This is a genomic window from Knoellia sp. LjRoot47, assembly GCF_964253435.1.
Classification (GTDB): domain Bacteria; phylum Actinomycetota; class Actinomycetes; order Actinomycetales; family Dermatophilaceae; genus Knoellia.
Window position 1 is genome coordinate 1,884,476 of sequence record NZ_CAXUQS020000001.1, and the last position, 21,751, is coordinate 1,906,226.

At 71.5% G+C, this 21,751-nt stretch carries 18 protein-coding genes and 1 tRNA gene; 17 read left to right on the top strand and 2 right to left on the bottom strand.

Annotated features, from left to right (window positions below):
- Window positions 1-109 precede the first annotated feature (109 nt).
- The 6 genes from ACSQ11_RS09225 to ACSQ11_RS09250 all read left to right on the top strand — a co-directional run bounded on the left by ACSQ11_RS09225 (window position 110) and on the right by ACSQ11_RS09250 (window position 7,748).
- A complete protein-coding gene (locus ACSQ11_RS09225) occupies window positions 110-1,570 on the top strand; it encodes a hypothetical protein (RefSeq protein ID WP_436004838.1) in 1,461 nt (486 codons plus the stop codon).
- A gap of 11 nt (window positions 1,571-1,581) precedes the next feature.
- Window positions 1,582-5,232 carry a transcription-repair coupling factor gene (gene mfd, locus ACSQ11_RS09230; RefSeq protein ID WP_436004839.1) on the top strand — a complete coding sequence of 1,217 codons (3,651 nt, stop codon included), beginning with the start codon at window positions 1,582-1,584 and terminating at the stop codon, window positions 5,230-5,232.
- Between the two features lie 14 nt (window positions 5,233-5,246).
- Entirely contained in the window at window positions 5,247-5,762 is a 516-nt protein-coding gene (locus ACSQ11_RS09235; RefSeq protein WP_436004840.1) for a hypothetical protein, read from the top strand.
- A 4-nt stretch (window positions 5,763-5,766) separates the two neighbouring features.
- Window positions 5,767-6,513 carry a MazG family protein gene (locus ACSQ11_RS09240; protein ID WP_436004841.1) on the top strand — a complete coding sequence of 249 codons (747 nt, stop codon included), beginning with the start codon at window positions 5,767-5,769 and terminating at the stop codon, window positions 6,511-6,513.
- 57 nt (window positions 6,514-6,570) lie between these two features.
- Window positions 6,571-7,110: a hypothetical protein gene (locus ACSQ11_RS09245; RefSeq protein WP_436004842.1), complete on the top strand. Its 540-nt coding sequence runs from the start codon at window positions 6,571-6,573 to the stop codon at window positions 7,108-7,110.
- Window positions 7,111-7,205: 95 nt separating this feature from the next.
- Entirely contained in the window at window positions 7,206-7,748 is a 543-nt protein-coding gene (locus ACSQ11_RS09250; RefSeq protein WP_436004843.1) for a DUF3824 domain-containing protein, read from the top strand.
- A 34-nt stretch (window positions 7,749-7,782) separates the two neighbouring features.
- Here ACSQ11_RS09250 and ACSQ11_RS09255 read toward each other — a convergent pair whose 3' ends face one another.
- Complete coding sequence (locus ACSQ11_RS09255; RefSeq protein WP_436004844.1) at window positions 7,783-11,955, bottom strand: nSTAND1 domain-containing NTPase; 4,173 nt, start codon at window positions 11,953-11,955, stop codon at window positions 7,783-7,785.
- A 147-nt stretch (window positions 11,956-12,102) separates the two neighbouring features.
- Here ACSQ11_RS09255 and ACSQ11_RS09260 point away from each other — a divergent pair, with 147 nt between their 5' ends.
- From ACSQ11_RS09260 to ACSQ11_RS09290, 7 genes are all read left to right on the top strand, one after another.
- Window positions 12,103-12,414 carry a hypothetical protein gene (locus ACSQ11_RS09260; protein ID WP_436004845.1) on the top strand — a complete coding sequence of 104 codons (312 nt, stop codon included), beginning with the start codon at window positions 12,103-12,105 and terminating at the stop codon, window positions 12,412-12,414.
- 179 nt (window positions 12,415-12,593) lie between these two features.
- Complete coding sequence (locus ACSQ11_RS09265; RefSeq protein WP_436004846.1) at window positions 12,594-13,730, top strand: PfkB family carbohydrate kinase; 1,137 nt, start codon at window positions 12,594-12,596, stop codon at window positions 13,728-13,730.
- Window positions 13,727-14,659, top strand: coding sequence for a pseudouridine-5'-phosphate glycosidase (locus ACSQ11_RS09270; protein WP_436004847.1), 933 nt, complete (start codon window positions 13,727-13,729; stop codon window positions 14,657-14,659). The genes ACSQ11_RS09265 and ACSQ11_RS09270 overlap by 4 nt, the downstream gene beginning before the upstream one ends.
- A gap of 208 nt (window positions 14,660-14,867) precedes the next feature.
- Entirely contained in the window at window positions 14,868-16,166 is a 1,299-nt protein-coding gene (eno, locus tag ACSQ11_RS09275) for a phosphopyruvate hydratase (RefSeq protein ID WP_436004848.1), read from the top strand.
- Window positions 16,167-16,177: 11 nt separating this feature from the next.
- Window positions 16,178-16,732 carry an FtsB family cell division protein gene (locus tag ACSQ11_RS09280; RefSeq protein ID WP_436004849.1) on the top strand — a complete coding sequence of 185 codons (555 nt, stop codon included), beginning with the start codon at window positions 16,178-16,180 and terminating at the stop codon, window positions 16,730-16,732.
- A complete protein-coding gene (locus ACSQ11_RS09285; RefSeq protein WP_436004850.1) occupies window positions 16,729-17,277 on the top strand; it encodes a DUF501 domain-containing protein in 549 nt (182 codons plus the stop codon). Before ACSQ11_RS09280 ends, ACSQ11_RS09285 begins: the two co-directional genes overlap by 4 nt.
- Complete coding sequence (locus ACSQ11_RS09290) at window positions 17,274-18,224, top strand: Ppx/GppA phosphatase family protein (RefSeq protein WP_436004851.1); 951 nt, start codon at window positions 17,274-17,276, stop codon at window positions 18,222-18,224. The genes ACSQ11_RS09285 and ACSQ11_RS09290 overlap by 4 nt, the downstream gene beginning before the upstream one ends.
- Window positions 18,225-18,244: 20 nt before the next feature.
- On the opposite strand, the gene ACSQ11_RS09295 is transcribed toward ACSQ11_RS09290, so the two are convergent.
- Window positions 18,245-18,934, bottom strand: a complete 690-nt coding sequence (locus ACSQ11_RS09295) for a TetR/AcrR family transcriptional regulator (protein WP_436004852.1) — start codon at window positions 18,932-18,934, stop codon at window positions 18,245-18,247.
- Window positions 18,935-19,149: 215 nt separating this feature from the next.
- On the opposite strand from ACSQ11_RS09295, the gene ACSQ11_RS09300 reads away from it, so the two are divergent.
- The 4 genes from ACSQ11_RS09300 (at window position 19,150) to ACSQ11_RS09315 (ending at window position 21,743) form a co-directional block, all read left to right on the top strand.
- Window positions 19,150-19,482: a PadR family transcriptional regulator gene (locus ACSQ11_RS09300; RefSeq protein WP_147062052.1), complete on the top strand. Its 333-nt coding sequence runs from the start codon at window positions 19,150-19,152 to the stop codon at window positions 19,480-19,482.
- On the top strand, window positions 19,479-20,549 hold the full coding sequence (locus tag ACSQ11_RS09305; protein WP_436004853.1) for an HAAS signaling domain-containing protein: 1,071 nt from the start codon (window positions 19,479-19,481) through the stop codon (window positions 20,547-20,549). Before ACSQ11_RS09300 ends, ACSQ11_RS09305 begins: the two co-directional genes overlap by 4 nt.
- Before the next feature lie 81 nt (window positions 20,550-20,630).
- Window positions 20,631-20,705, top strand: a tRNA-Leu gene (locus ACSQ11_RS09310).
- Between the two features lie 177 nt (window positions 20,706-20,882).
- The gene (locus ACSQ11_RS09315) at window positions 20,883-21,743 is read left to right on the top strand and encodes a Bax inhibitor-1/YccA family protein (RefSeq protein WP_436004854.1); all 861 of its coding nucleotides are present in this window, start codon (window positions 20,883-20,885) and stop codon (window positions 21,741-21,743) included.
- Window positions 21,744-21,751 lie beyond the last annotated feature (8 nt).

Consider the following 21,751-nt stretch of genomic DNA (forward strand, 5'->3'; position numbering starts at 1 on the left):
TATCCACATGACGGCGCCGACCCCGGTCGATTCGAGGAACCCGGGGCCACCGAGCCCGGAGGACTCGACGACCCGGGCGCCAGCACTCCACCGACCTCCGCTGAGTCGCGTGCACCGGTGGTGGTCGGCGCTCGGAGCCGCCGGGGACGTCGTGGTGCTGTCCGGTCTGGCTGCCCTCATCCCGCTGCTCATCGCGCTGTACCCGGGGCCGGGCCGACGCGACCTCGCCCTCGCGCTCGCGCTCGCGCTCACCTGCTACTCAGGGACGCGGCTGGCGATGGTGCTGCGTGGACCCGGAGTGAGACTGCTGCAGGCGGCCTTCTGGCTGTTCACCTATGTGGCCATGGGGGTCGCCCCCCTCGCCCAGCTGGTGCTCGACCAGTACCCCACGCCGGTCCTGGGGACGAGGAGCACGGTCGCGACCGCATGTGCGTTGACGCTCGCCGGGATCGTCGCCTACGACGTGGGAACGCATGTCGCGGGCTCGACCTCTCTCGGTGCGATCGCGGAGGTCCTCGACCGGCGCCGGATCGTGCCGACGCGGTTGGTCGCTCTTGCGCTGGCCGGCATCGTTCTCGCGGCCGTCCTCGTCGTCCTGCTCGGCGGTCCGGCTGCGTTCTTCACCAGTCGCCAGGCCATCAGCGGTGGACTGCGCTCGGACTCCGGGTCCAACGCGGGCCCGGCCATCCTGCGATCGTTCGGCACCGTCCCAGTCCTCGTCGGGCTGCTCGTGACCACCCGCTGGCTCAGGCTGGACCCGGTCCGACGTAGGCAGGTGAGCGTGTGGGCGCTGTGGCTCGTGCTGCTCCTGGCCAATGCGGTCGTCAACAACCCCATCTCGAACCCGCGCTACTGGTTCCTCACGGTGGCCTTCGCCATCATGTTCGTCGCGGTGACCCCTCGCCCGCCGGTCGTGCGACTCTTCATGGTCGTCGCCGTCGGGGCTGCCATCCTGCTCTTCCCCTTCATGGACCGGTTCCGCTACTCGGACGGAGCAGGTCCGACCGTCGAGGCCTCGTCGTGGCTGGATCCGCTGACGATCAAGGACTACGACCAGATGGCGATGTTCGCCAACGCGATCTCCTATGTGGCGGAGGAAGGACACACGTGGGGGCGTCAGTTCGTTGGAGCGCTCTTCTTCTTCGTGCCGCGCTCCGTGTGGTCCGGAAAGTCGCACGACACCGGCGTCGTCCTCGGGGAGTACCTCGGGACGAACAACACCAACCTCTCGGCACCCTTGTGGACGGAGATCTGGATCGACTTCGCTCCCCTGGGGCTGATGGCCGCGTTCTTCGTCTACGGCTATCTCTCCGCGAAGGTCGACCGTGCCTTTTCGGCGTCGGTCGCCAGCCGCGATCCGATGTCGATCGCAGCGGTCGTGGTACCGGTCGTGGCGGGCTACCAGTTCATCGTGCTGCGGGGCTCGATGCTCCAGGCAACCGGTCGTCTGGCTGTCATCATCATCACGGCGTTCGTGACGTCTGTCGTGGTCGCCGTTGCGACGTCGGCGGACGGTGCCGTCGAGGGGGAGGACCCGCCACCAGGTCCACCTGTCGGTCCACCGAACTAAACTGACGGGCGATGCCCACGCTGCAACCCCTCGTCGACCAGCTCGGCGCGGCACCCCAGATCTCCTCCCTCCTCGACACCGCCACCGCCCGTGGCACGTCGTCGCTCGACGTCTCCGTGAGCGCCGGTGCCAGGCCCACCCTCATCGCCGCGGCGGTCCAGCGGCTGCGGGCCACCGCGCCCGACCGACTGCCGCTGCTCGTCGTCACCGCAACGAGCCGCGAGGCCGAGGACCTCACGGCCGCGCTCGGCTGCGTCCTCGATCCCGACGTCGTCGCCGACTTCCCCTCGTGGGAGACGTTGCCCCACGAGCGGCTCAGCCCGCGCTCCGACACCGTCGGCCGCCGTCTCGCTGTCCTGCGCCGCCTCGCCCACCCGGCCACGGTCGCCGAGGACGACGCCGCGCACGGGCCGCTGTCGGTGGTCGTCGCTCCCGTGCGGGCCGTGCTGCAGCCGATCTCCACCGGCCTCGGAGACCTCGAGCCGGTCGCGCTGCGCGCCGGTGAGGACCACGACCCCGACGCGGTCGTCGAGGGCTTGGTCAACGCCGCCTACAGCCGCACCGACCTCGTCGAGCGACGCGGCGAGTTCGCCGTCAGGGGAGGCATCCTCGACGTCTTCCCGCCGACCGAGGAGCACCCGCTCCGGGTCGAGTTCTGGGGCGACACGGTCGAGGAGATCCGCTGGTTCAAGGTCGCCGACCAGCGCTCCCTCGAGGTCGCCGAGCACGGCCTCTGGGCCCCGCCGTGCCGTGAGGTGCTGCTCACCGACACCGTGCGCGACCGCGCCGCCGCCCTCGCCGACCAGCTGCCCGGCGCTGCCGACCTGCTCCACAAGCTCGCCGCCGGCATCGCCGTCGAGGGCATGGAGTCGCTCGCACCCGCCCTCGTCGACGGCATGGAGTCGATGCTCGACAGCTTCCCCGCAGGGTCGCCCGTCGTGGCCTGCGACCCCGAGCGGGTCCGCACCCGCGCCCACGACCTCGTCGCCACGAGCCAGGAGTTCCTCGAGGCAGGCTGGGCCAACGCCGCCGCCGGCAATGCCGTCCCCATCGACCTCGAGAAGATCCTGGGGTCCGCGTCGTTCTGGTCGGTCGCCGACCTGCGTGACCACGCGCGCGACACCGAGCACCCGTGGTGGGACCTCACGCCGTTCGCCCTCGACACCGAGACCGTTGACACGACCGACGGCGAGGTGGCCGAGACCGGGACCGAGGACGCCACGGCATACCGCGGTGACATCGAGTCGGCGGCGGCCGACCTGCGGCGCTGGACCGACGACGGCTGGCGGATCCTCGTCGCCACCGACGGACAGGGCTCGGCCAAGCGCATCGTCGAGGTGCTCGGCGAGGCCGAGGTGCCCGCCCGCCTCGACGCGACCCCCGAGGCGCTCGGAGACTTCGACCCCGGCGTCGTCCACGTGACGACCGCACAGCTCGGTCGTGGGTTCGTCCACCCGGGCAGCCGGCTCGTCGTCCTCACCGAGACCGACCTCACCGGCACGCCGTCCTCCGGTCCGTCGACCAAGGACATGCGGCGGATGCCGTCCCGCCGCCGCAACCAGGTCGACCCGCTCCAGCTCAAGCCCGGCGACTTCGTCGTCCACGAGCAGCACGGAGTCGGCAAGTTCGTCGAGATGATGCAGCGCACCGTGCAGGGCGCGACCCGCGAGTACCTCGTCATCGAGTACGCCGCGTCCAAGCGAGGCCAGCCCGGCGACCGGCTCTTCGTGCCCACCGACCAGCTCGACCAGGTGACGCGCTACGTCGGCGGCGAGCAGCCCACCCTCAACAAGATGGGCGGCTCGGACTGGAAGCAGACCAAGACCAAGGCCCGCCGCTACGTCAAGCAGATCGCGGCCGAGCTCATCCAGCTCTACTCCGCCCGCATGGCGACCAAGGGGCACGCCTTCAGCCGCGACACCCCGTGGCAGCGCGAGCTCGAGGACGCCTTCGCCTACGTCGAGACGCCCGACCAGCTCAGCTCGATCGACGAGGTCAAGGCCGACATGGAGCGCGAGGTCCCGATGGACCGACTCCTCGCCGGTGACGTCGGCTACGGCAAGACCGAGATCGCCGTGCGCGCCGCGTTCAAGGCGATCCAGGACGGCAAGCAGGTCGCCGTGCTCGTGCCGACGACGCTGCTCGTCCAGCAGCACCTGCAGACCTTCACCGAGCGGTATGCGCCCTACCCCGTGACGGTCAAGGCGCTGAGCCGCTTCATCTCCAAGAAGGAGTCCGACGCCGTCATCGAGGGCCTGGCCGACGGCACCGTCGACCTCGTCATCGGCACCCACCGGCTCCTGTCCGACTCGATCAAGTTCAAGGACCTCGGGCTCGTCGTCGTCGACGAGGAGCAGCGCTTCGGCGTCGAGCACAAGGAGCAGCTCAAGTCGCTGCGCACCGCCGTCGACGTGCTCGCGATGTCCGCGACGCCGATCCCGCGCACGCTCGAGATGGCCGTGACCGGCATACGCGAGATGTCCACTCTCGCAACGCCTCCCGAGGAGCGGCACCCCGTCCTCACCTACGTCGGTGCCTACGAGGAAAAGCAGATCACCGCCGCCATCCGGCGCGAGCTGCTCCGTGAGGGGCAGGTCTTCTACATCCACAACAAGGTGTCGACGATCGAGAAGGCCGCGGCCCGCATCCGCGAGCTCGTCCCCGAGGCGCGCATCGCGGTCGCCCACGGCAAGATGGGCGAGCACAAGCTCGAGGAGGTCGTCGTCGACTTCTGGGAGAAGCGCTTCGACGTCCTCGTCTGCACGACGATCGTCGAGACCGGCCTCGACATCTCCAACGCCAACACGCTCATCGTCGAGCGGGCCGACCGCCTCGGGCTGAGCCAGCTGCACCAGCTGCGCGGCCGTGTCGGGCGTGGCCGTGAGCGGGCCTACTCCTACTTCCTCTACCCGCCCGAGGTGCCGCTCACCGAGACGGCGCACGACCGGCTCCAGACGATCGCGAGCCACACCGACCTCGGCTCGGGCATGCAGGTCGCGATGAAGGACCTCGAGATCCGCGGCGCCGGCAACCTCCTGGGCGGCGAGCAGTCGGGGCACATCGCGGGGGTCGGCTTCGACCTCTACGTCCGGCTCGTCGGCGAGGCCGTCGCGAGCTTCCGCGGCGACGCCGACGAGGAGATCGGCGAGATCAAGATCGAGCTGCCGGTCGACGCCCACCTCCCGCACGACTACGTGCCGGGGGAGAGGTTGCGGCTCGAGGCCTACAAGAAGCTCGCGACCGTCGCCGACGAGGCGGCGCTGGACGAGATCCTCGCCGAGCTCGTCGACCGCTACGGCAAGCCGCCGGAGCCGGTCAACAACCTCATCGAGGTGGCTCGTCTGCGCACCGTGGCGAGGGCCGCGGGTATCCGCGACATCTCGGTCCAGGGCAACACCGTCCGGTTCGGACCGGTCGAGCTGCGCGAGAGCCAGGAGCTGCGCCTGCAGCGCCTCTACCCGGGCTCGATCATCAAGCCCGCACTCGGCACGATCCTCGTGCCCAAGCCCATGACGGCCCGCATCGGAGGGCAGCCGCTGCGCAACCGCGACGTCCTCGAGTGGGCGGGTGCGGTGATCCGCAGTGTCGTCATGGACAATGTCGGGGTAGCAGCCACGGTGGCCACCACCGGATCCACGACCGGATCCCGGGCCACCCGTTGACGAAGGGACACCCAGTGAAGGCCGCAAAGGCTCGCACGACCGCCATCGCCCTCGCGGGCGTCCTCGCCCTGTCCGCCTGCGCGGGCACGACCTCGGCCGAGACGGCTGCGGTCGTCGACGGCCGCGTCATCACCGAGCAGCAGGTGCGCGAGGCGACCGCCCAGATCAACAGGGCGTTCAAGCCCGAGCAGCCGCTCACGGCCGCCCAGACGCTGACCCTGCTCATCCGGGCGCCCTACATCAACGAGGCCGCGGCCGCCGCCGGCCGTGCGCAGAGCGAGTCCGCGGCTCGCGCGGCGCTCAAGGACTTCCCCGAGACGCCGGCCGACTCCACCGTCGAGATCCTCCAGGCCGAGGCGAGCCTGCAGCAGGTCGACGACGCGGGTCGCCAGGCGCTCACGAAGAAGTTCGCCGAGATCCCGATGAAGATCAACCCCCGCTACGGCACCTTCGACCCGCAGCAGGCCTCGGTCGTCGCCGCCCAGCCCAACTGGATGGTCCCGGCGGCGCCCACCGCACCGGTGCAGTGACGTCGTGGGGCGGCTGAGCCTCCTCGTCACGAGCCCCCGCGTCGCGCCGGGCCTGATGTCCCGCAGTGCCTGGTATGCCGTGGAGTCGGCGTCCGTGCGCCTGTCCCGCGACCTGACCGAGCCGCTCGTCGACGCCGTCGTCGAGTCGGGGCTGTCGGTCGACGCCGTGGGCGAGGAGCTGTCGCCGCCCGAGCTGGCGCGGCTGCTCGTCGACCGGTCGCGCGAGTGCGACGTCGTCTGGCTCGGTTCGTCCGACGCCGACCCGGGGCTCACCGACGCGATCGCGTCCGAGGTGTCGCGGCTCGAGACCCCGCCCGAGGTCGAGATGGTCGTCGGCTCGTGGGACGTGCCCGGCTCGCGCCTCCTCGACGCCGTCGCCGTCATGGACCGGCTGCGCTCGCCCGGTGGCTGCCCCTGGGACGCGAAGCAGACCCACGAGTCGCTGGCGAAGTACCTCACCGAGGAGGCCGCGGAGACGGTCGAGGCGATCGAGTCGGGCGACCGGGAGCACCTCGCCGAGGAGCTCGGGGACGTGCTGCTCCAGGTGCTCTTCCACGCGCGCGTCGCCGAGGACGCGTCGGAGGCCGACGAGCGGTTCGACATCGACGACGTCGCCGGAGGGCTGGTCGCCAAGCTCGTCCGGCGCCACCCGCACGTCTTCGCCGACGGCGACGCCTCCACACCCGAGGAGGTCGAGGAGGCCTGGGCGCGGATCAAGGCGCAGGAGAAGGCCGACAGGTCGGCTCGCTGAACCCGTTCCCTCGGCCCTCGTCGTGTGCCACGGTGTGGTGATCACCGGGGAGGCCGCATGTCAGCTCAGGTTCCGCAGAGTCCGCAGGTCCCGCGGGTTCCGTCAGGGCCGGCCGGGTCGCCGGTTCCGCACTCCGTCGCTCCGGGCACGCCTCGGACGCAGAGCGCTTCGGGCTGGGCCCTCGGTCTGTCCGCCGCCGCCCTTGCCGTCTCGCTGACGGTCGCGGGGTTCCTCGTGCTGCAGATGTTCTTCGGGTTCGCGCTCGCGCCATTCGGCTGGTTCGCCTACGCGCCCGGCTCGACCGAGATCGAGATGGGTGAGCCGATACCGATGCTCAACGAGGCGTCGGTGGTCGTCGACCCGTCCGGCGGCGTCACCGGTGAGGCGGTGGCCGCGGCACTGTCGGGTTCGCTCGACCCCGACGGTGGCCGGCTCCGGTGTCGCGACGTCCGGCCGGTCGTCGCGGACGCCACGTCCGTGTGCACGCATGAGGGTCTCCCGGAGGAGAGGGTCGTCGTGCTCTTCCTGGACGGCTCGGGCCGGTTCGTGTGGACGCAGGTCCCCATCGGCTCGAACAGCTACCTGCCCCGGGACTGAGAGGGACCGGCACCGTCGGGTCACGAATCGACCGTTCGACCGACCGTGGAGCCGTCCTCGTGCGACTCTGTGCTCCCCGCACCCAGGAGCCCTCGTTGTCGCAGCAGTACCCGCCCTCCGGACAGGGACCGTATGCCGGCCCGCCGCCCTACTGGGTCCAGAGCCGGTATGCCGGCCCACCCCCGTCGGGTGCGCCCGATCCGTATGCCGGCCCGCCGGCATACGTCGGCATGTCGGCACCTCCTGCGCGAGGTGGTGGTCTCAACCCGTGGCTGGCCGGGCTCGCCGGGGCGGGGGTGGGGGCGGTGCTCACCGTGATCGCGATGACCGTGCTGCCCATGCTCTTCTTCGGACTCGTGCTCGGTGGCGGCTTCATGGGCGACGAGGGGTTCATGGGTGGTCCCCCGACCGGTCGGGTCGCCGTCGGGCCGGACGGCTCCGTGACAGGTGAGGCCCTGGCGGAAGCGCTGGTGCGGGACGACGACTTCTACTACGAGGAGGTGTCCTGCCCGGCGACGGCGAAGGTCGCCACCGACGAGACGACGATCTGCGAGGGCAACGACGGCGTCGAGGACCTGCGGATCGTCGTGGTGTTCGACGGCACCGATGGGACGTTCGCGACCGCCGACCTCTGGTGAGCAGCGACGCGGGCGGACGGCATACCGGCGCGGGTCAGTCGGCGCACACGGGGATGAACGGCCGGTTGGGCAGGTGCAGGCGCCACTCCTGCTCGGTGAGGCCACGTCCCGCCAGCCGGCACGCGGTCGCGAGCCACGACGCCGGGTCGAGGTCCCAGGTGCGGACCGACCCCGAGACCCCCGCGAAGGTGATCCGTCGCCCGTCGTCGCTGAAGCCGGGCGTGCCACCCTCGTCCACGACGACCGTCGCCTGCAGCACTCCCGTGTCGGCGTCCCAGTAGCTCAGTCGTCCCTCTTCGACGCTGGCGAAGAGCCGGCCGTCCCTGCTGTACGCGCTCGACCAGCCGACGAGCTGCGACTGGTTCGGGTTCGGTCGCCAGATCCATCGCATCGTCGCGGCGTCGACCATGCCCAGCCCGCTGTCGGTCCCGAGTGCGAGTCGCCTGCCGTCGGGGGAGGGCCAGAGGTTCTTGACCTTCGTCCCGAGGTCGGGCATGGGCCTCACGCTCCCCGACACGTAGTCGACGATCCGGTCCGGGAGGAAGACGGTGCGGTTGTCGGGGCTCAGCGCGATCGTGGGCAGCTCCCTGGGGTCCGGGCTGCCGTCGGCCTTGACGTACACCTGGATGGGGTCGCGCACCGGCTTCAGGGTCCTGGCGTCGAGCGCGTGGATGCGGCCCGTCGTCGAGCCCACGACGAGGCGGCTGCCGTCCGCCGAGAAGAAGGCGATCCCCGCACCCTCGCCGTCAGGGTCGGCCGAGAGCAGGTGCTCCGTGAGCTGGCGCCCGCTGGTGGCATCCCAGGTGCGCACCTGCGGCGACCCGCTCGTGACGTTGACCGTGGTGCCGTCGGGGTGCCACGCGAAGTCGATGAACGACCGCTGGGGCAGACCCGGCTCGATGGTCCTGCCGAGCTGCCCGGTCGCAACGGTCCGGGTCGTGAACCTCTGCCCTCCCTCGACGTAGCCGACCGCCGTTCCGTCGGGGGAGAAGCGGACCAGTGGCTCGTTCCAGTCGAGAGGTGGGGTGACGGCACCCTTGAGGAAGCGCCGGTTCCCGGTGAGGTCCCACGCCTGCAGCAGGCCGTCGAAGGTCTTGGTGTAGACGGTGGTGCCGTCCCCGCTGAAGGCCGGCTGCTCACCGGCGTTCTCCTCGACGAGGACCTCACGGGGTTCCTCTCCCGTGACGTCCCACACCACGAGGCGGTCACCCGCGGTGGCCACCCGTGTGCCATCTCGCGAGAAGGCCACCGAGGTCACCCAGCCGTAGCCGGAGAGGAAGCCCTTCGACCTGAGGGTCGCGGTGTCCACCAAGGCCACCTCGGCCCCGGCGCCGAGGGCGAGCGTGGCGCCGTCCGGAGCCACCGCGATGACGTCGGAGAGCTGGCGGACGCCGAACGCCGGCGGCAGGAGGACGCGGCTGGTGCCGGCCGGCAGCTCGGTCACGACGAACCTGTTCTCACCGGTGGACCAGACCGTCCGGCCGTCCGAGCTCGGCAGCGAGAAGTCGGTGTCCGGCAGCGCCAGGAGCCGAGGGCGTGCGGGGGCCTGCAGGTCCCAGATGGCCGTCACCGGCTCGCGGGTCCCGCCGATGTCGACCATCCGCGCAGCGAGCCTCCGGCCGTCGGCGCTGAACATCAGGGTGTTCCAGACGTTCGTGCCGGGAGGCTGGCCGCCGGGCTGGGTGCTCGCCCTTGCCCCGGACCGGTCGAGCAGCACGATCGCGGGCTGGTCTCCGTTCTCGACGTCGTCGCGCCACATCGAGACGGCAGTGAGACTGCCCTCCGCGCTCGACGCCACACCGACCCCACGGAGGCGCTCCCGTCCCGGCACCGGGCGAAGGGTGGTGCCGTCGTAGGTGGCCAGCCCCGAGGGGGAACCCATGCTGAGCAGCTCGTCGGTCGCGGGGTTGACCGCAAGGTTGAGGATGTTGTCCGTCGTGCGGGTGGAGGCGGTGAGGGCGGGTCCCCTGGCCAGCGACGCCAGCAGGGCGCTGCGGGTGTCGTAGGAGTCGTCCAGCGCCACCCCCGCGGCGGCGAGGAGGATCGACCGGTCGAGGTCGTCGGACGCCAGGGCCTCGGCGCCGAGCCGTCGCGCGTCGGCGGCTCGGGCCTGCTGCGACGCCGTCGCCGCCTCGCGGTCGGCGCGGTCGCCGCTCGCCTTGGCCACCGTGCCCAGCGCGATGGCAACGGCGAGCGCCGCGGCGGTCCCTGCAAGGCCCAGCCGGAGGCGGTTGTTGAGCCGGCGCTCGCGGCGCACCTGCTCCTTCGTCGCGCGCTGCTCCCGCTCGGCGAGCGCGTGCGAGGACTCGAGGAAGGCGAGCTCCTCCGGGGTGAGCGCGGGATGCGACCGCGCGTGCCACTCGGACGCCCGCGCCTGGCGTGTGCCGCGGTAGAGCTCGCTGTCGGGCCGGCCGAGCTCGTCCCAGCTCTGCGCGGCGACGCTGAGGTGACGCATGATCCGCAGGCCCTCGACGTCCTCGTCGAGCCAGGACCGGAGCCGTGGCCAAGCGACGGCGAGGGACTCGTGGGCGATCTCGATGGTGTCACCGTCGCTGGCCAGCAGGCGTGCCGCGACGAGCTGCTCGACCAGCTCGGAGTGCGCGGCGTCGGTGGTCACCGTCCGACGCGGCACCCGGGTGCGGACGGGGTCGCCGCCCTCGTCCGGCGAGACGAGCCGGAGCATGAGCTCGCGGACGATGTCCTGCCCCCGGGCGTCGAGCCGTCTGAAGAGCCCCTCCGCCGACTGCGCGACGGCCGCGCGCACACCCCCGGTCACGGCATACCCGTCCACGGTGAGCGTCGCGCCCTCGCGGTGGGCCCAGGTCTGGCGCAGCACGTGCGAGAGCAGGGGCAGGGCCGCCGGCTCGCCGGTGACCTCGCGCAACAGCAGGTCGACGAGGCCGGGCTCGAGTCGCAGGCCCGCCTGCGCGGCCGGGCCCTCGATGGCGCGCCGCAGGTCCTCCTCCGCCATCGGCCCGAGGAGGTAGAGCCCGGACTCCACGACCCGGGCGAGCTCGGGGTGGCTGGACAGGTCGCCCAGGCGGTCGGCGCGCATCGACACCACGAGCTGCCCCCGCCCCGACTCGGCGAACGCGACGACGGCGTCGACGAAGTCGGTGCGCTGCGGCGAGTCCGGTGGCAGCGCCAGCGCCTCCTCGCACTGGTCGACGACGAGCACGTCCTGGGGTCGCAGGTGCAGGGCGGTCAGGGTGTCGGCCGGGTGGGGACCGGGTGTCATGACGTGGACGCGGCGCCCGTCGCGCTCGAGGGCGGCCCCGACCCCGGCGCGTGCCAACGACGACTTGCCGCACCCCGAGGGCCCGAGGATGGCCACGACACCGGACTCGCCCAGGCGCCGCAGGCACGCCAGGACGTCGCTCTCCCGCCCGAAGAACGTCGACGCGTCGCCGATGTCGTAGGCGATGAGCCCCAGGTAGGGGCAGTCGGCGCTCGACGGTGACAGGTCCGCCGCGGCGACCGAGAGCTGCGGGTCCTGCCTGAGGATCGCCTGTTCCAGCTCGACCAGCTCGGGTCCGGGGTCGAGGCCGAGTTCCTCGACCAGCGTCTGCTTGGCCCGGTGCAACGTCTGCAGCGCGTCACCCTGGCGCCCCTCCTGGTACAGGGCGAGCGCCAGCAGGCCCCACCGGCGCTCACGGGTCGGCTGCTCGTGGACGAGACGGCTGACGACGGTGAGAACGTCCCGGTGATGGCCCGCGCGCAGCCCCGCCTCGGCGTGCAGGTCCTCGGCGTCGCGCCACAGCTCGAGCAGCCGCTCGGACTCGGCGCGCCCCTGCTCCCAGTCGGCCAGCTCGACGAACGGCTCGCCCCGCCACAGCTGCCGGGCTTGGCCCGTGACGAACAGGGCACGCTCGGGCTCGCCGTCGGCCAAGAGCTGCCGGGCCCGCACCAGGAGGTGCTCGAACTGCGCGTGGTCCATCTCCTCGCGGTGGAGGGTGAGGCGGTAGCCGTGCGCGGTCGTCTGGACGGACTCCGGGCCCAGCGCCTTGCGCAGCCGGGAGATGCACCCCTGGACGACCTTCTGCCAGCTGTCCGGGAGGTGGTCCCCCCACAGCGTCTCGGCCAGCGCCTGCGTGCTCAGCTCCGAACCCGGTCGCGAGGCGAGGGCGAGCAGGATCACCCGGTCTCGGGGACTCAGGGGCGTCTGTCCGTCGTCGACCTGCAGGGATCCCAGCAGCGCGATGCGCATGCCTCGACTGTGGAACCGGGCGACAGGCCCGTCAATAGCACTGATACCCGGCTGATACCGCACCGATGACCACTTGGTACCACCCCGTGCGACAACGGAGTCCGGACACCCCGTCCGACACCCCACCGGTCACGAAAGGACCACGCCATGTCGCACACGACCAGCCTCCGCCGGGCACTCACCGTCGCCGGTGCCACCGGGATCCTCGCCTTCTCGGTCGTCGGGCCCGCCAGCGCCCGCCCCGACCCCGGCAACGGCTCCCAGCAGGAGTGGAGCTGCCAGACCGACTGCTACGAGGGCGGTACCACGCCCGGCTCGGTCAGCACGGTGACGATCGACGACAACGCGCTCGAGATGCTCCAGCTCGGCGGGGGTGTCCTCGCCGGCATCGCGCTCGCCGGCGCCGGGGTTGCCCTCGTGTCGCGCCGCAGCCACCGTCACGCCGCTCACCCGGCGTGACCTGGCCGCCGTCACGCACTGACACGGAAGGGTCCGGTCCGCAGGGGGACCGGACCCTTCCGTATGCCGTGACGCCCGTCCGTCCGCCTGTCCCCGGCCGTGACCGTCCTCAGCGTGAGGCACGGCCCCACGGCACAGGACTCTTGCTTGTTCTTCCAAACTCTGCTTGTATATGCAATGTGAAACTCACGCCACAGGAGCAGGCAATCCTCGCCCAGCTCCGCGCCGACCCGCTGCTCGACGCGGCCGCGCTGGCTGACCGCCTCGGCACGACCCGGGCGTCGATGTCGGTGGCCCTGTCCAACCTCACGCGCAAGGGCGCGATCCTCGGCCGCGGCTACCTGGTGCGGGGCGAGGCCGGTGTCGTCGTCGTCGGCGGAGCGATCATGGACGTCAAGGCACGCTCGACGTCCCGACTCGACCCGGCGACGAGCAACCCCGGAACCGTGTCGACCAACCCCGGCGGCGTCGGGCGCAACATCGCTGAGAACCTCGCGCGACTGGGCACGCCCACCCACCTGGTGGCCGCCGTCGGGAGCGACTCGTTCGGTGAGGAGCTCCTCGGTCACACCCGCACCGCCGGCGTGAGCCTGGATCACGTCGTCGTCGGCACGCGACCCACCGGCACCTACCTCGCCGTCCTCGACCACGAGGGTGACCTCGCCGTCGCCGTGTCCGACATGAGCGCCACCGACAGCCTCACCGTCGCGGACGTCGAGCCGGCCAAGGCGCTCGTCCAGCACTGCGACCTCCTCGTCGTCGACGGCAACGTCCCGCTCGTCGTGGCGACCTGGCTGGCCGACCTCGCCGGCGCCGCCGGCGTCCCGGTCGTGCTGGAGCCGGTCTCCGTGGTCAAGGCGGGGCGCCTGCGACCCCTCCTCGCACCGGCTCGGCCGGTGCTCGCGGTCACCCCCAACATCGCCGAGCTCGCCGCCCTCGTTGACCGTGAGGTCGCCGACACGGTCCCCGCGATCAGCCGCGCGGCCGCCGACCTGCACGACCTCGGCGTCCGTCACGTCTGGGTGCGGCGGGGCGTTCGGGGGAGCCTGCTCTCCTCGATGGCCGCGGACGGCGCCGGTCGCCCGACGGTCAGCACCGACAGCACCATCAGCTCCGAGGTCGTCGACGTGACCGGCGCCGGCGACTCGATGACCGCCGGCTTCGTCCATGCCCTGCTGCGTGACGACGACCCGGTCGCCGCCGCCGCGTTCGGGCAGGCCACGGCCGCCCTCACGACCGAGTCCGTCCACACCGTCCGCCCCGACCTCACCGCCGCGCTCGTCTCCGGGCGCCTCACGTCACAAGGATCCGCATGAGCACCGTCACCACCACCCCGCACTCTGCCCTCGCCCTCGCACCGGAGGTCGCCGAGGCTCTCACGGCCGGCCGCCCCGTCGTCGCACTCGAGTCGACGATCATCAGCCACGGCATGCCCTACCCGCGCAACGTCGAGATGGCACGCGAGGTCGAGCAGATCGTGCGCGACGGCGGCGCCACCCCGGCGACGATCGCCGTCCTCGACGGTGTCGCCCGGATCGGTCTCTCGGCCGACGAGCTCGAGCTGCTCGCCACTCACGAGGACGTCGCCAAGGTGAGCCTGCGCGACCTCCCGCACGTCATGGCCACCAAGCGCCACGGCGCCACGACCGTCGCCTCGACCATGCGGCTGGCGGCGCTCGCCGGCATCCGCGTCTTCGTCACCGGTGGCCTGGGAGGCGTGCACCGCGGCGCCGAGGACTCCATGGACGTCTCGGCCGACCTCACCGAGCTGAGCCAGACCGACGTCGCCGTCGTCTCGGCCGGCGTGAAGTCGATCCTCGACATCGGCCGCACCCTCGAGGTCCTCGAGACGCTGGGCGTGCCTGTCGTCACGGTGGGCTCGGACGAGTTCCCGTCGTTCTACTCGCGCTCGTCGGGCTTCACCTCCCCGATGCGCAGCGACACCGTCGAGGAGCTCGCCGAGATGATGCGCATCAAGTGGGACCTCGGCCTGCGCGGGGGCCTCGCGGTGACCAACCCCGTGCCCGCCGAGGACGAGATGACGCCCGACGAGATCTCCGAGCTCATCGACCGGGCCGTCGCCGAGTGCGGCGAGCGCGGCATCATCGGCAAGGACATCACCCCGTTCCTCCTCGGCCGGATCGTCGAGCTCTCCGACGGCCGCAGCCTCGACACCAACATCGCGCTGGTGCGCCACAACGCTCGCCTCGGCGCCGCCCTCGCCGTCGCCCACGCCGCCCTCTGACGCCGGAGCCTGCGAGACGAGCAGAGCGTGCCGAGGCGAGCACCCATCGGTGCTCGCCTCGCGCATTCGTGCTCGCGTGGAACGGGGGGTGGTCGCGAACCGCAACGGACCACGCACGTATGCCGGGGGTGCGGGTCGGTCGGTCGGCCTGCGGCGGGCACGGGCTAGGCTCAGGACGACACCCCTCCGTCCCACCTCAGGAGCACCAGTGGCCAGCATCGACGCCGTCGGCGCACGCGAGATCCTTGACTCGCGAGGCAACCCCACCGTCGAGGTCGAGGTCGCCCTCGACGACGGGACCATGACCCGCGCTGCCGTGCCCAGCGGCGCCTCCACCGGCGCCTTCGAGGCAGCCGAGCGCCGTGACGGTGACAAGAACCGCTACCTCGGCAAGGGCGTCGAGAAGGCCGTCGACGCGGTCATCGACGACCTCGGCCCCAAGCTCCTCGGCTTCGAGGCGCACGACCAGCGCCTCGTCGACGCCGAGATGATCGCCATCGACGGCTCCAAGAACAAGGAGAAGGTCGGCGCCAACGCGATCCTCGGCGTGAGCCTGGCCGTCGCCAAGGCCGCCGCGGAGTCGGCAGGCCTGCCGCTGTTCCGCTACCTCGGTGGCCCCAACGCGCGCGTCCTGCCGGTGCCGATGCTCAACATTTTGAACGGTGGCTCCCACGCCGACTCCAACGTCGACATCCAGGAGTTCATGATCGCGCCGATCGGCGCCGAGACCTTCCGTGAGGCGCTGCGCTGGGGCGCCGAGGTCTACCACTCGCTCAAGGCCGTCCTCAAGGAGAAGGGCCTGTCCACGGGTCTCGGCGACGAGGGTGGGTTCGCGCCCAACCTCGAGAGCAACCGCGCCGCGCTCGACCTCATCCTCGAGGCGATCGAGAAGGCCGGCTACACCCCCGGTGAGCAGATCGCCCTCGCGCTCGACGTGGCGGCCAGCGAGTTCTACGACGAGGCCGACGGCGGGTCCTACTCCTTCGAGGGCGGCAAGAAGTCCGCCGCCGAGATGGTCGACTACTACGCCGACCTCGTCGCCTCGTACCCGCTCGTCTCCATCGAGGACCCGCTCAACGAGGACGACTGGGACGGCTGGAAGGCCATGACCGACCGCCTCGGCACCCAGGTCCAGCTCGTCGGCGACGACCTCTTCGTCACCAACCCCGAGCGCCTCGCCCGCGGCATCGAGACCGGCACCGCCAACGCGCTGCTCGTCAAGGTCAACCAGATCGGCACCCTCACCGAGACCCTCGACGCCGTCGAGATGGCCCAGCGCGCCGGGTTCCGCTGCATGATGAGCCACCGCTCCGGCGAGACCGAGGACACGACGATCGCCGACCTCGCCGTCGCCACCAACTGCGGCCAGATCAAGACCGGCGCACCGGCCCGCTCCGAGCGCGTCGCCAAGTACAACCAGCTGCTCCGCATCGAGGAGGAGCTCGACGACGCCGCCGAGTACGCCGGAGCCGCGGCCTTCCCGCGCTTCACCGCCGGCAAGGCCTGAGGCGGGAGCGGATGGCACGCGGGAGCAGCCGCGGACCCGGATCGTCACCACGACGTCCGGCATCCTCGCGACCGACCTCGCGTGCCCGTGTCACCCGCGCCACCCGCGGCGGCGGTCCGGCGAGCCCGAGCCGGGCCTCCGAGATCGCGGCGGCGAGCTGGCGCGGCCGGCTCACCGCCGCGCGGAGCAACCGCCGCACCCTGCGCCGGATCGCCCTCGGCGCCGTCGCGCTCTTCCTCGTCGTGCTCGTCGCACCCACCCTGCGGGCCTACGTGCAGCAGAAGTCCGACATCAGCGCCATGCGCGACCGGGTCGCCTCGCAGAAGGTCACGGTCGAGGAGCTCCAGGCGGAGCAAGCTCGCTGGGAGGACCCCGCCTACGTCGAGCAGCAGGCCCGTACCCGCCTCAAGTTCGTCAAGGTCGGAGAGAAGTCCTACACCGTGCTCGACCCCCAGGTGCGGCAGCCCACGGGCGCCATCGCGCACAGCACCGAGGTCCCCGGACCCTGGTACGACACCGTCTGGTCCTCGATGAAGGCGGCTGACGTGCCCGCCAACCGCCGGTGAGCGCTCCGACGGGCGCCACCCCGGACCCCACACCGGTCGCGCAGGCGGACCTCGACGCCGTGGAGCGCCAGCTCGGGAGGATCCCGCGTGGGGTCGTCGAGGTCTCGCACCGCTGCCCGTGCGGCGAGCCCGACGTCCTGCGCACCCTGCCGCGCCTGCCCGATGGCACGCCGTTCCCGACATCGTTCTACGCCACCTGCCCCCGGCTCACCGGCGCGATCAGCACCCTCGAGTCGCAGGGTGTCATGCGCGACATGACCGACCGCCTGGGCGAGGATGCCGAGCTCGCCGAGCGCTATGCCGCTGCGCACGCCGACTACCTCGCCCGCCGCGGCGGGCTCGGCCAGGTCGACGAGATCGACGGCATCAGCGCCGGGGGCATGCCCGACCGCGTCAAGTGCCTGCACGTCCTCGTCGCGCACTCGCTCTCGGTCGGCGAGGGCGTCAACCCGCTCGGCGACGAGGCCCTCGAGATGCTCCCCGACTGGTGGGCGCACCACCCGTGCACCGAGCTCGCCGAGGGCACCCCGGACGCCGGACGGTGACCCGGGTCGGCGCCGTCGACTGCGGCACGAACTCGATCCGCCTCCTCGTCGCCGACGTCGACAACTCCGGTGCGCTCACCGACGTCGTCCGTCGCACCGAGGTCGTCCGGCTCGGCTACGGCGTGGACCGCACCGGGGTCATCGACCCCGTCGCCATGGAGCGCACGCTCGCCCAGACGCGCGAGTATGCCGTCCAGTGCCGCGAGCACTCCGTCGAACGAGTGCGCTTCGTCGCCACCTCGGCCTCGCGTGACGCCCGCAACGCCGGTGAGTTCGTCGCCGGGGTCGAAAAGGCCTTTGCCGCAGCGGGATTCGACGTCTCACCCGAGGTCGTGAGCGGCGATGTTGAGGCCAACCTGTCCTTCACCGGCGCGACGGGCGACCTGGTCGCGGCGAACGTCGCCGGTCCCTACCTCGTCGTCGACCTCGGTGGCGGCTCGACCGAGCTCGTCCGTGGCACCACGTCCGTCGAGGGCGCCCGGTCGGTCGACGTCGGTTGTGTCCGCATCAGCGAGAGACACCTGCGCAGCGACCCACCGACGGCTGACGAGATCGCCGCCGCGACCCGCGACATCGCCTCGGCGCTCGACCGTGCGCAGGAGGTCGTCGACCTCGACGGCATCGTCACCGTCGTCGGCCTGGCCGGGAGCATCACGACGATCACGGCGCACGCACTGGGTCTCACGGCATACGACCCGCGACGGATCCACCTCGCGGAGCTGAGCCCGGCAGCGCACCGCGAGGCCTCGCAGAGCCTGCTTCACATGACGACGGCGGATCGCGCAGCGCTCGGCTTCATGCACCCTGGTCGCGTCGACGTCATCGGCGCCGGCGCCCTCGTGTGGCACGAGGTCCTCGGCCGGGTCCTCGAGCACTCACCGAGGGCTCAGGTCGTCACCTCGGAGCACGACATCCTCGACGGGATCGCGCTGAGCTGCGCCAGCTGACCTGCGCGGCCCGACCCGCGTCAGGTGAGGTCGACGTCCGGGACGGTCTCGGAGGTGTAGGAACGGAAGCCGTTCCACAGCACGGCCATGACGATCTCGACGGCCATGTCGAGGGTGATCTCGGGGTTGCGCAGCCGCCACGCCGCAACTCGCTCGTTGGTGGCGATCATGATCTCGGCCATGGCCTCGCGGTAGGGCATGGGGTAGGCCGCGATCTGCGGGATGTCACCGAAGCGCTCGGCGATGTCGCGAGCCTGCGCCTGGCGGATGTTCTCGATGTCCTGTCCGGCGACGACCGCCACGGCTGACTCCTGCATGTAGACCTTGAAGCTCCCGCGACGCCGCTCGAAGAACTCCATGAACGAGCGGACCCCGGCGCGGAAGTAGTCCTCGACGGGGGAGTGTGGCGGGATGCTGTCGATCGCCGCCTTCGTCGACGAGAGCAGGTCCTCGCGGGCGCGCGCGACGACGGCGACGAGGAGGTTCTCCTTGGACCCGAAGTGGTCGTAGATCACCGGCTTGGTGATGCCCGCCTCGGCGGCGATGAGCTCCATCGTCGTCTCCTGGTAGCCGTGCCCGGCGAAGACGTTCTCGGCGACGTCGAGCAGCTGGCGCTCGCGCTCGTCGCGCTTCATCCTGGGCGCGCGCGGGGTCCCCTTCGCGGGACCGCGGCGGCGGGCGGGCGATGACGGGATGTCCGTGGAGCTCATACGGGGAGGTCGTCCGATCTGGGTGCTGCGAGGGAGTGCCCGAAGCCTACCGAAGGTGACGCGCGCGACCTCTGGGTCGGGGCCTTCGGGGGCGCCTCGCGGTGGGTGACACGCGGATCGCTCGCGCGGTTGGCGCACTAATGCGTATTGCGTAGTACTGTGCACCGTGCGCCATCAGGTCGATGGGCAGAGAGAGAAGCAGGGGGTGCCCGCGGATGGACGCCACACAGCTCGTCAAGGGAGTGCTCGACCTCGCCGTGCTCGCCGTCGTCGCACGCGAGGACGGCTACGGCTACGACGTCGTGCGCCGGCTGCGGGCAGCAGGGCTCGAGGACGTCGGCGACGCCTCGGTCTACGGGACGCTGCGGCGCCTCTACAGCGCGGGGGCGCTCACGTCCTACGTCGTGCCGAGCGACGAGGGACCACACCGCAAGTACTACGGGATCAACGCGCAGGGCCGTGATGCCCTCGCCAGCCAGGGCAAGACGTGGGCCGCCTTCGCAGGGACGATGGCCGGCCTCCTCGACGAGGCAGGAGTGAAGGCATGAACGACACCATGTCGACCGAGGTCCGTGAGTACGTCACCCGGGTCCGGGCCGCCCTCTCCGACCTCCCGGTCGCGGACGTCGAGGAGTTCACCACCGGCATGGAGGCCGACCTCGCGGAGCGGCTCGCCGAGCCGGGGGAGGGCACCCTGAGCGACCGGCTGGGCAGCCCGGAGGTGTATGCCGCAGAGCTGCGTTCCGCTGCCGGCCTGCCTCCGCGCGTGGCCGGGGTCGAGCCGAGGAAGCCTGCCGGAGAACGTCTCTCGGCGACGTGGGCCCGAGTCAGCGGCCAGGTCCTCGAGGCGGCGCCGTGGATCAGTGATTTGCGACCGGTGTGGTGGTTCGTGCGCGGCGTCGCGCTCGCCGCCCTCCCGGCGGTCATCGTCGGCGGGAGCATCGTGTGGCTCGGGGCGTTCGGCGCCGTCGTCTCCGTCGCGCTCGGGCTGCTGGCGCGCCACCGCCACCTCACCGGTGGTTGGGTCGGGCCTGTGCGGGTCGTCGGCAACCTGCTCGCGGTGCTGCTCCTGCCCGTCGCCTTCCTCCTGCTCGTCGACGGCCATGACCCCTACGCCGACGAGGTCTACAGCGACGAGCCCGTGTCCGGCACGTCCGGGGTGACCAGCAACGGCGAGCAGGTGACGAACCTCTACGCCTACGACGAGACCGGTCGCCGGATCGACAAGGTCCGGTTGCTCGACCAGAACGGGCGTCCGCTCGAGGTGGGCGAGGACTTCGCCTACGCACTCCCCGACAGCCAGGAGCTCGACGCCCTGCGGGACCCGCGGACGGGTGAGCTGATGATCCCGCGCGACGTCTTCCCGCTGAGGTGGGACGACCGCACCGGCTGGGAGGGCATGGGGATGGGCGAGTGGCAGCCGCCGCTGGCGATCGCACCGCTGCCCGGTCCGGTGCCCGTCGTCCCGAACGACGGTCCCGCGAGCGCATCGCCCAGCCCCACGCCCACGCTGTCACCCACGCCGTCGCCGACGGCCCCGCAGACGTCGCCGAGCACAGGGGTCTCGGCGACACCCACCCCGACGCCGAGCCTCAGCCCGAGCCCGTCGCGGTGAGTGCTTGCGTCCGCAACCCTGCTCGCAGGGGCGACCAGAGTTGCGGACGCACGCTGGGGGTGGGCGGCATACAGTGAGCCCGCCCCCGTGGCCCAACTGGCAGAGGCAGGCGACTTAAAATCGCTCCGGGTGCGGGTTCGAGTCCCGTCGGGGGCACTCGCAGGCTCGTCCCCCCGTCAGGACCCGCCGTCGGGGGCACTGCCTCGCTCGTCCCGATGACCTCGATCGTTGTCCACAGGTGACCGTGCCACGGGAACTGTGGAGGCCCCGGCACGGTTGAATGGTGTGACGACGCCGCGCCAACGCCGTGGCGCCAGACCTACGGAGGACTCGATGGCCAGCAACCCGGCCTTCAACCGACTCGAGAAGGACGCGCAGTCCGGCTACGCCGGCTTCGGGGGGCGCGGCTCCGCGAACCCGGGCAACGTCTCGTACGCGCAGCAGGGGACGACCGACCAGTGGGGCTCGCAGCAGCAGCTCCAGGACATGTACAACTCGCCGTCCGCCGGCCCGGTCGACACCGGTCGCGTGACGATGGACGACGTCATCATGAAGACGATGGGTCTGTTCGCCCTCGTCCTCGGGGTCGGTGCGGCTGCTTGGTATGCCGCGGCCCAGAACCGGGACCTCGGGCTGCTCCTGACGATGGCCTGGGCGCCGATGTTCGCCCTCGGTCTCGTCATCGCCTTCAAGAAGACGCTCAGCGTGCCGCTCATCGTCGCGTATGCCGTCGTCGAGGGTGTGTTCGTCGGGGCGATCTCACAGTTCTTCGAGGCGCGTTGGCAGGGTGTCGTCCCGACGGCCGCGCTGGCCACGGTCGCCACCTTCACCGGCATGTTCCTGGCCTACAAGAGCGGGCTCATCAAGGTCACCGACAAGTTCCGCCGGATCGTCACGATGATGGTCTTCGGCTACGCGATCTTCGCTCTCATCAACTACCTGGTCCTGCCTCTCCTCCTCCCCAGCTCCAGTTCCGAGATCGGGTTCGTCGGCGGCACGTCGGGCATCCTCATCTCGCTCTTCGCCGTCGGTCTGGCCGCGGTGACGCTCGCGCTCGACTTCGACATGATCGACCGCGCCATCGCGACGGGTGCGCCGCAGAAGTACAGCTGGCTGCTCGCCCACGGCCTCATCGTCACGGTCGTCTGGCTCTACATCGAGTTCCTGCGCCTCTTCGCGCGGATGCGCGACTGACCAGGCGC

Excerpts from the sequence above, each read along its gene's own strand:
- ACSQ11_RS09280 (WP_436004849.1), top strand. The coding sequence starts at position 16,178 with ATGGCACGCGGGAGCAGCCGCGGACCCGGATCGTCACCACGACGTCCG.
- ACSQ11_RS09300 (WP_147062052.1), top strand. The coding sequence starts at position 19,150 with ATGGACGCCACACAGCTCGTCAAGGGAGTGCTCGACCTCGCCGTGCTC.
- ACSQ11_RS09270 (WP_436004847.1), top strand. The coding sequence starts at position 13,727 with ATGAGCACCGTCACCACCACCCCGCACTCTGCCCTCGCCCTCGCACCG.
- ACSQ11_RS09260 (WP_436004845.1), top strand. The coding sequence starts at position 12,103 with ATGTCGCACACGACCAGCCTCCGCCGGGCACTCACCGTCGCCGGTGCC.
- ACSQ11_RS09315 (WP_436004854.1), top strand. The coding sequence starts at position 20,883 with ATGGCCAGCAACCCGGCCTTCAACCGACTCGAGAAGGACGCGCAGTCC.
- ACSQ11_RS09305 (WP_436004853.1), top strand. The coding sequence starts at position 19,479 with ATGAACGACACCATGTCGACCGAGGTCCGTGAGTACGTCACCCGGGTC.
- mfd (WP_436004839.1), top strand. The coding sequence starts at position 1,582 with ATGCCCACGCTGCAACCCCTCGTCGACCAGCTCGGCGCGGCACCCCAG.
- ACSQ11_RS09255 (WP_436004844.1), bottom strand. The coding sequence starts at position 11,955 with ATGCGCATCGCGCTGCTGGGATCCCTGCAGGTCGACGACGGACAGACG.
- ACSQ11_RS09295 (WP_436004852.1), bottom strand. The coding sequence starts at position 18,934 with ATGAGCTCCACGGACATCCCGTCATCGCCCGCCCGCCGCCGCGGTCCC.
- ACSQ11_RS09245 (WP_436004842.1), top strand. The coding sequence starts at position 6,571 with ATGTCAGCTCAGGTTCCGCAGAGTCCGCAGGTCCCGCGGGTTCCGTCA.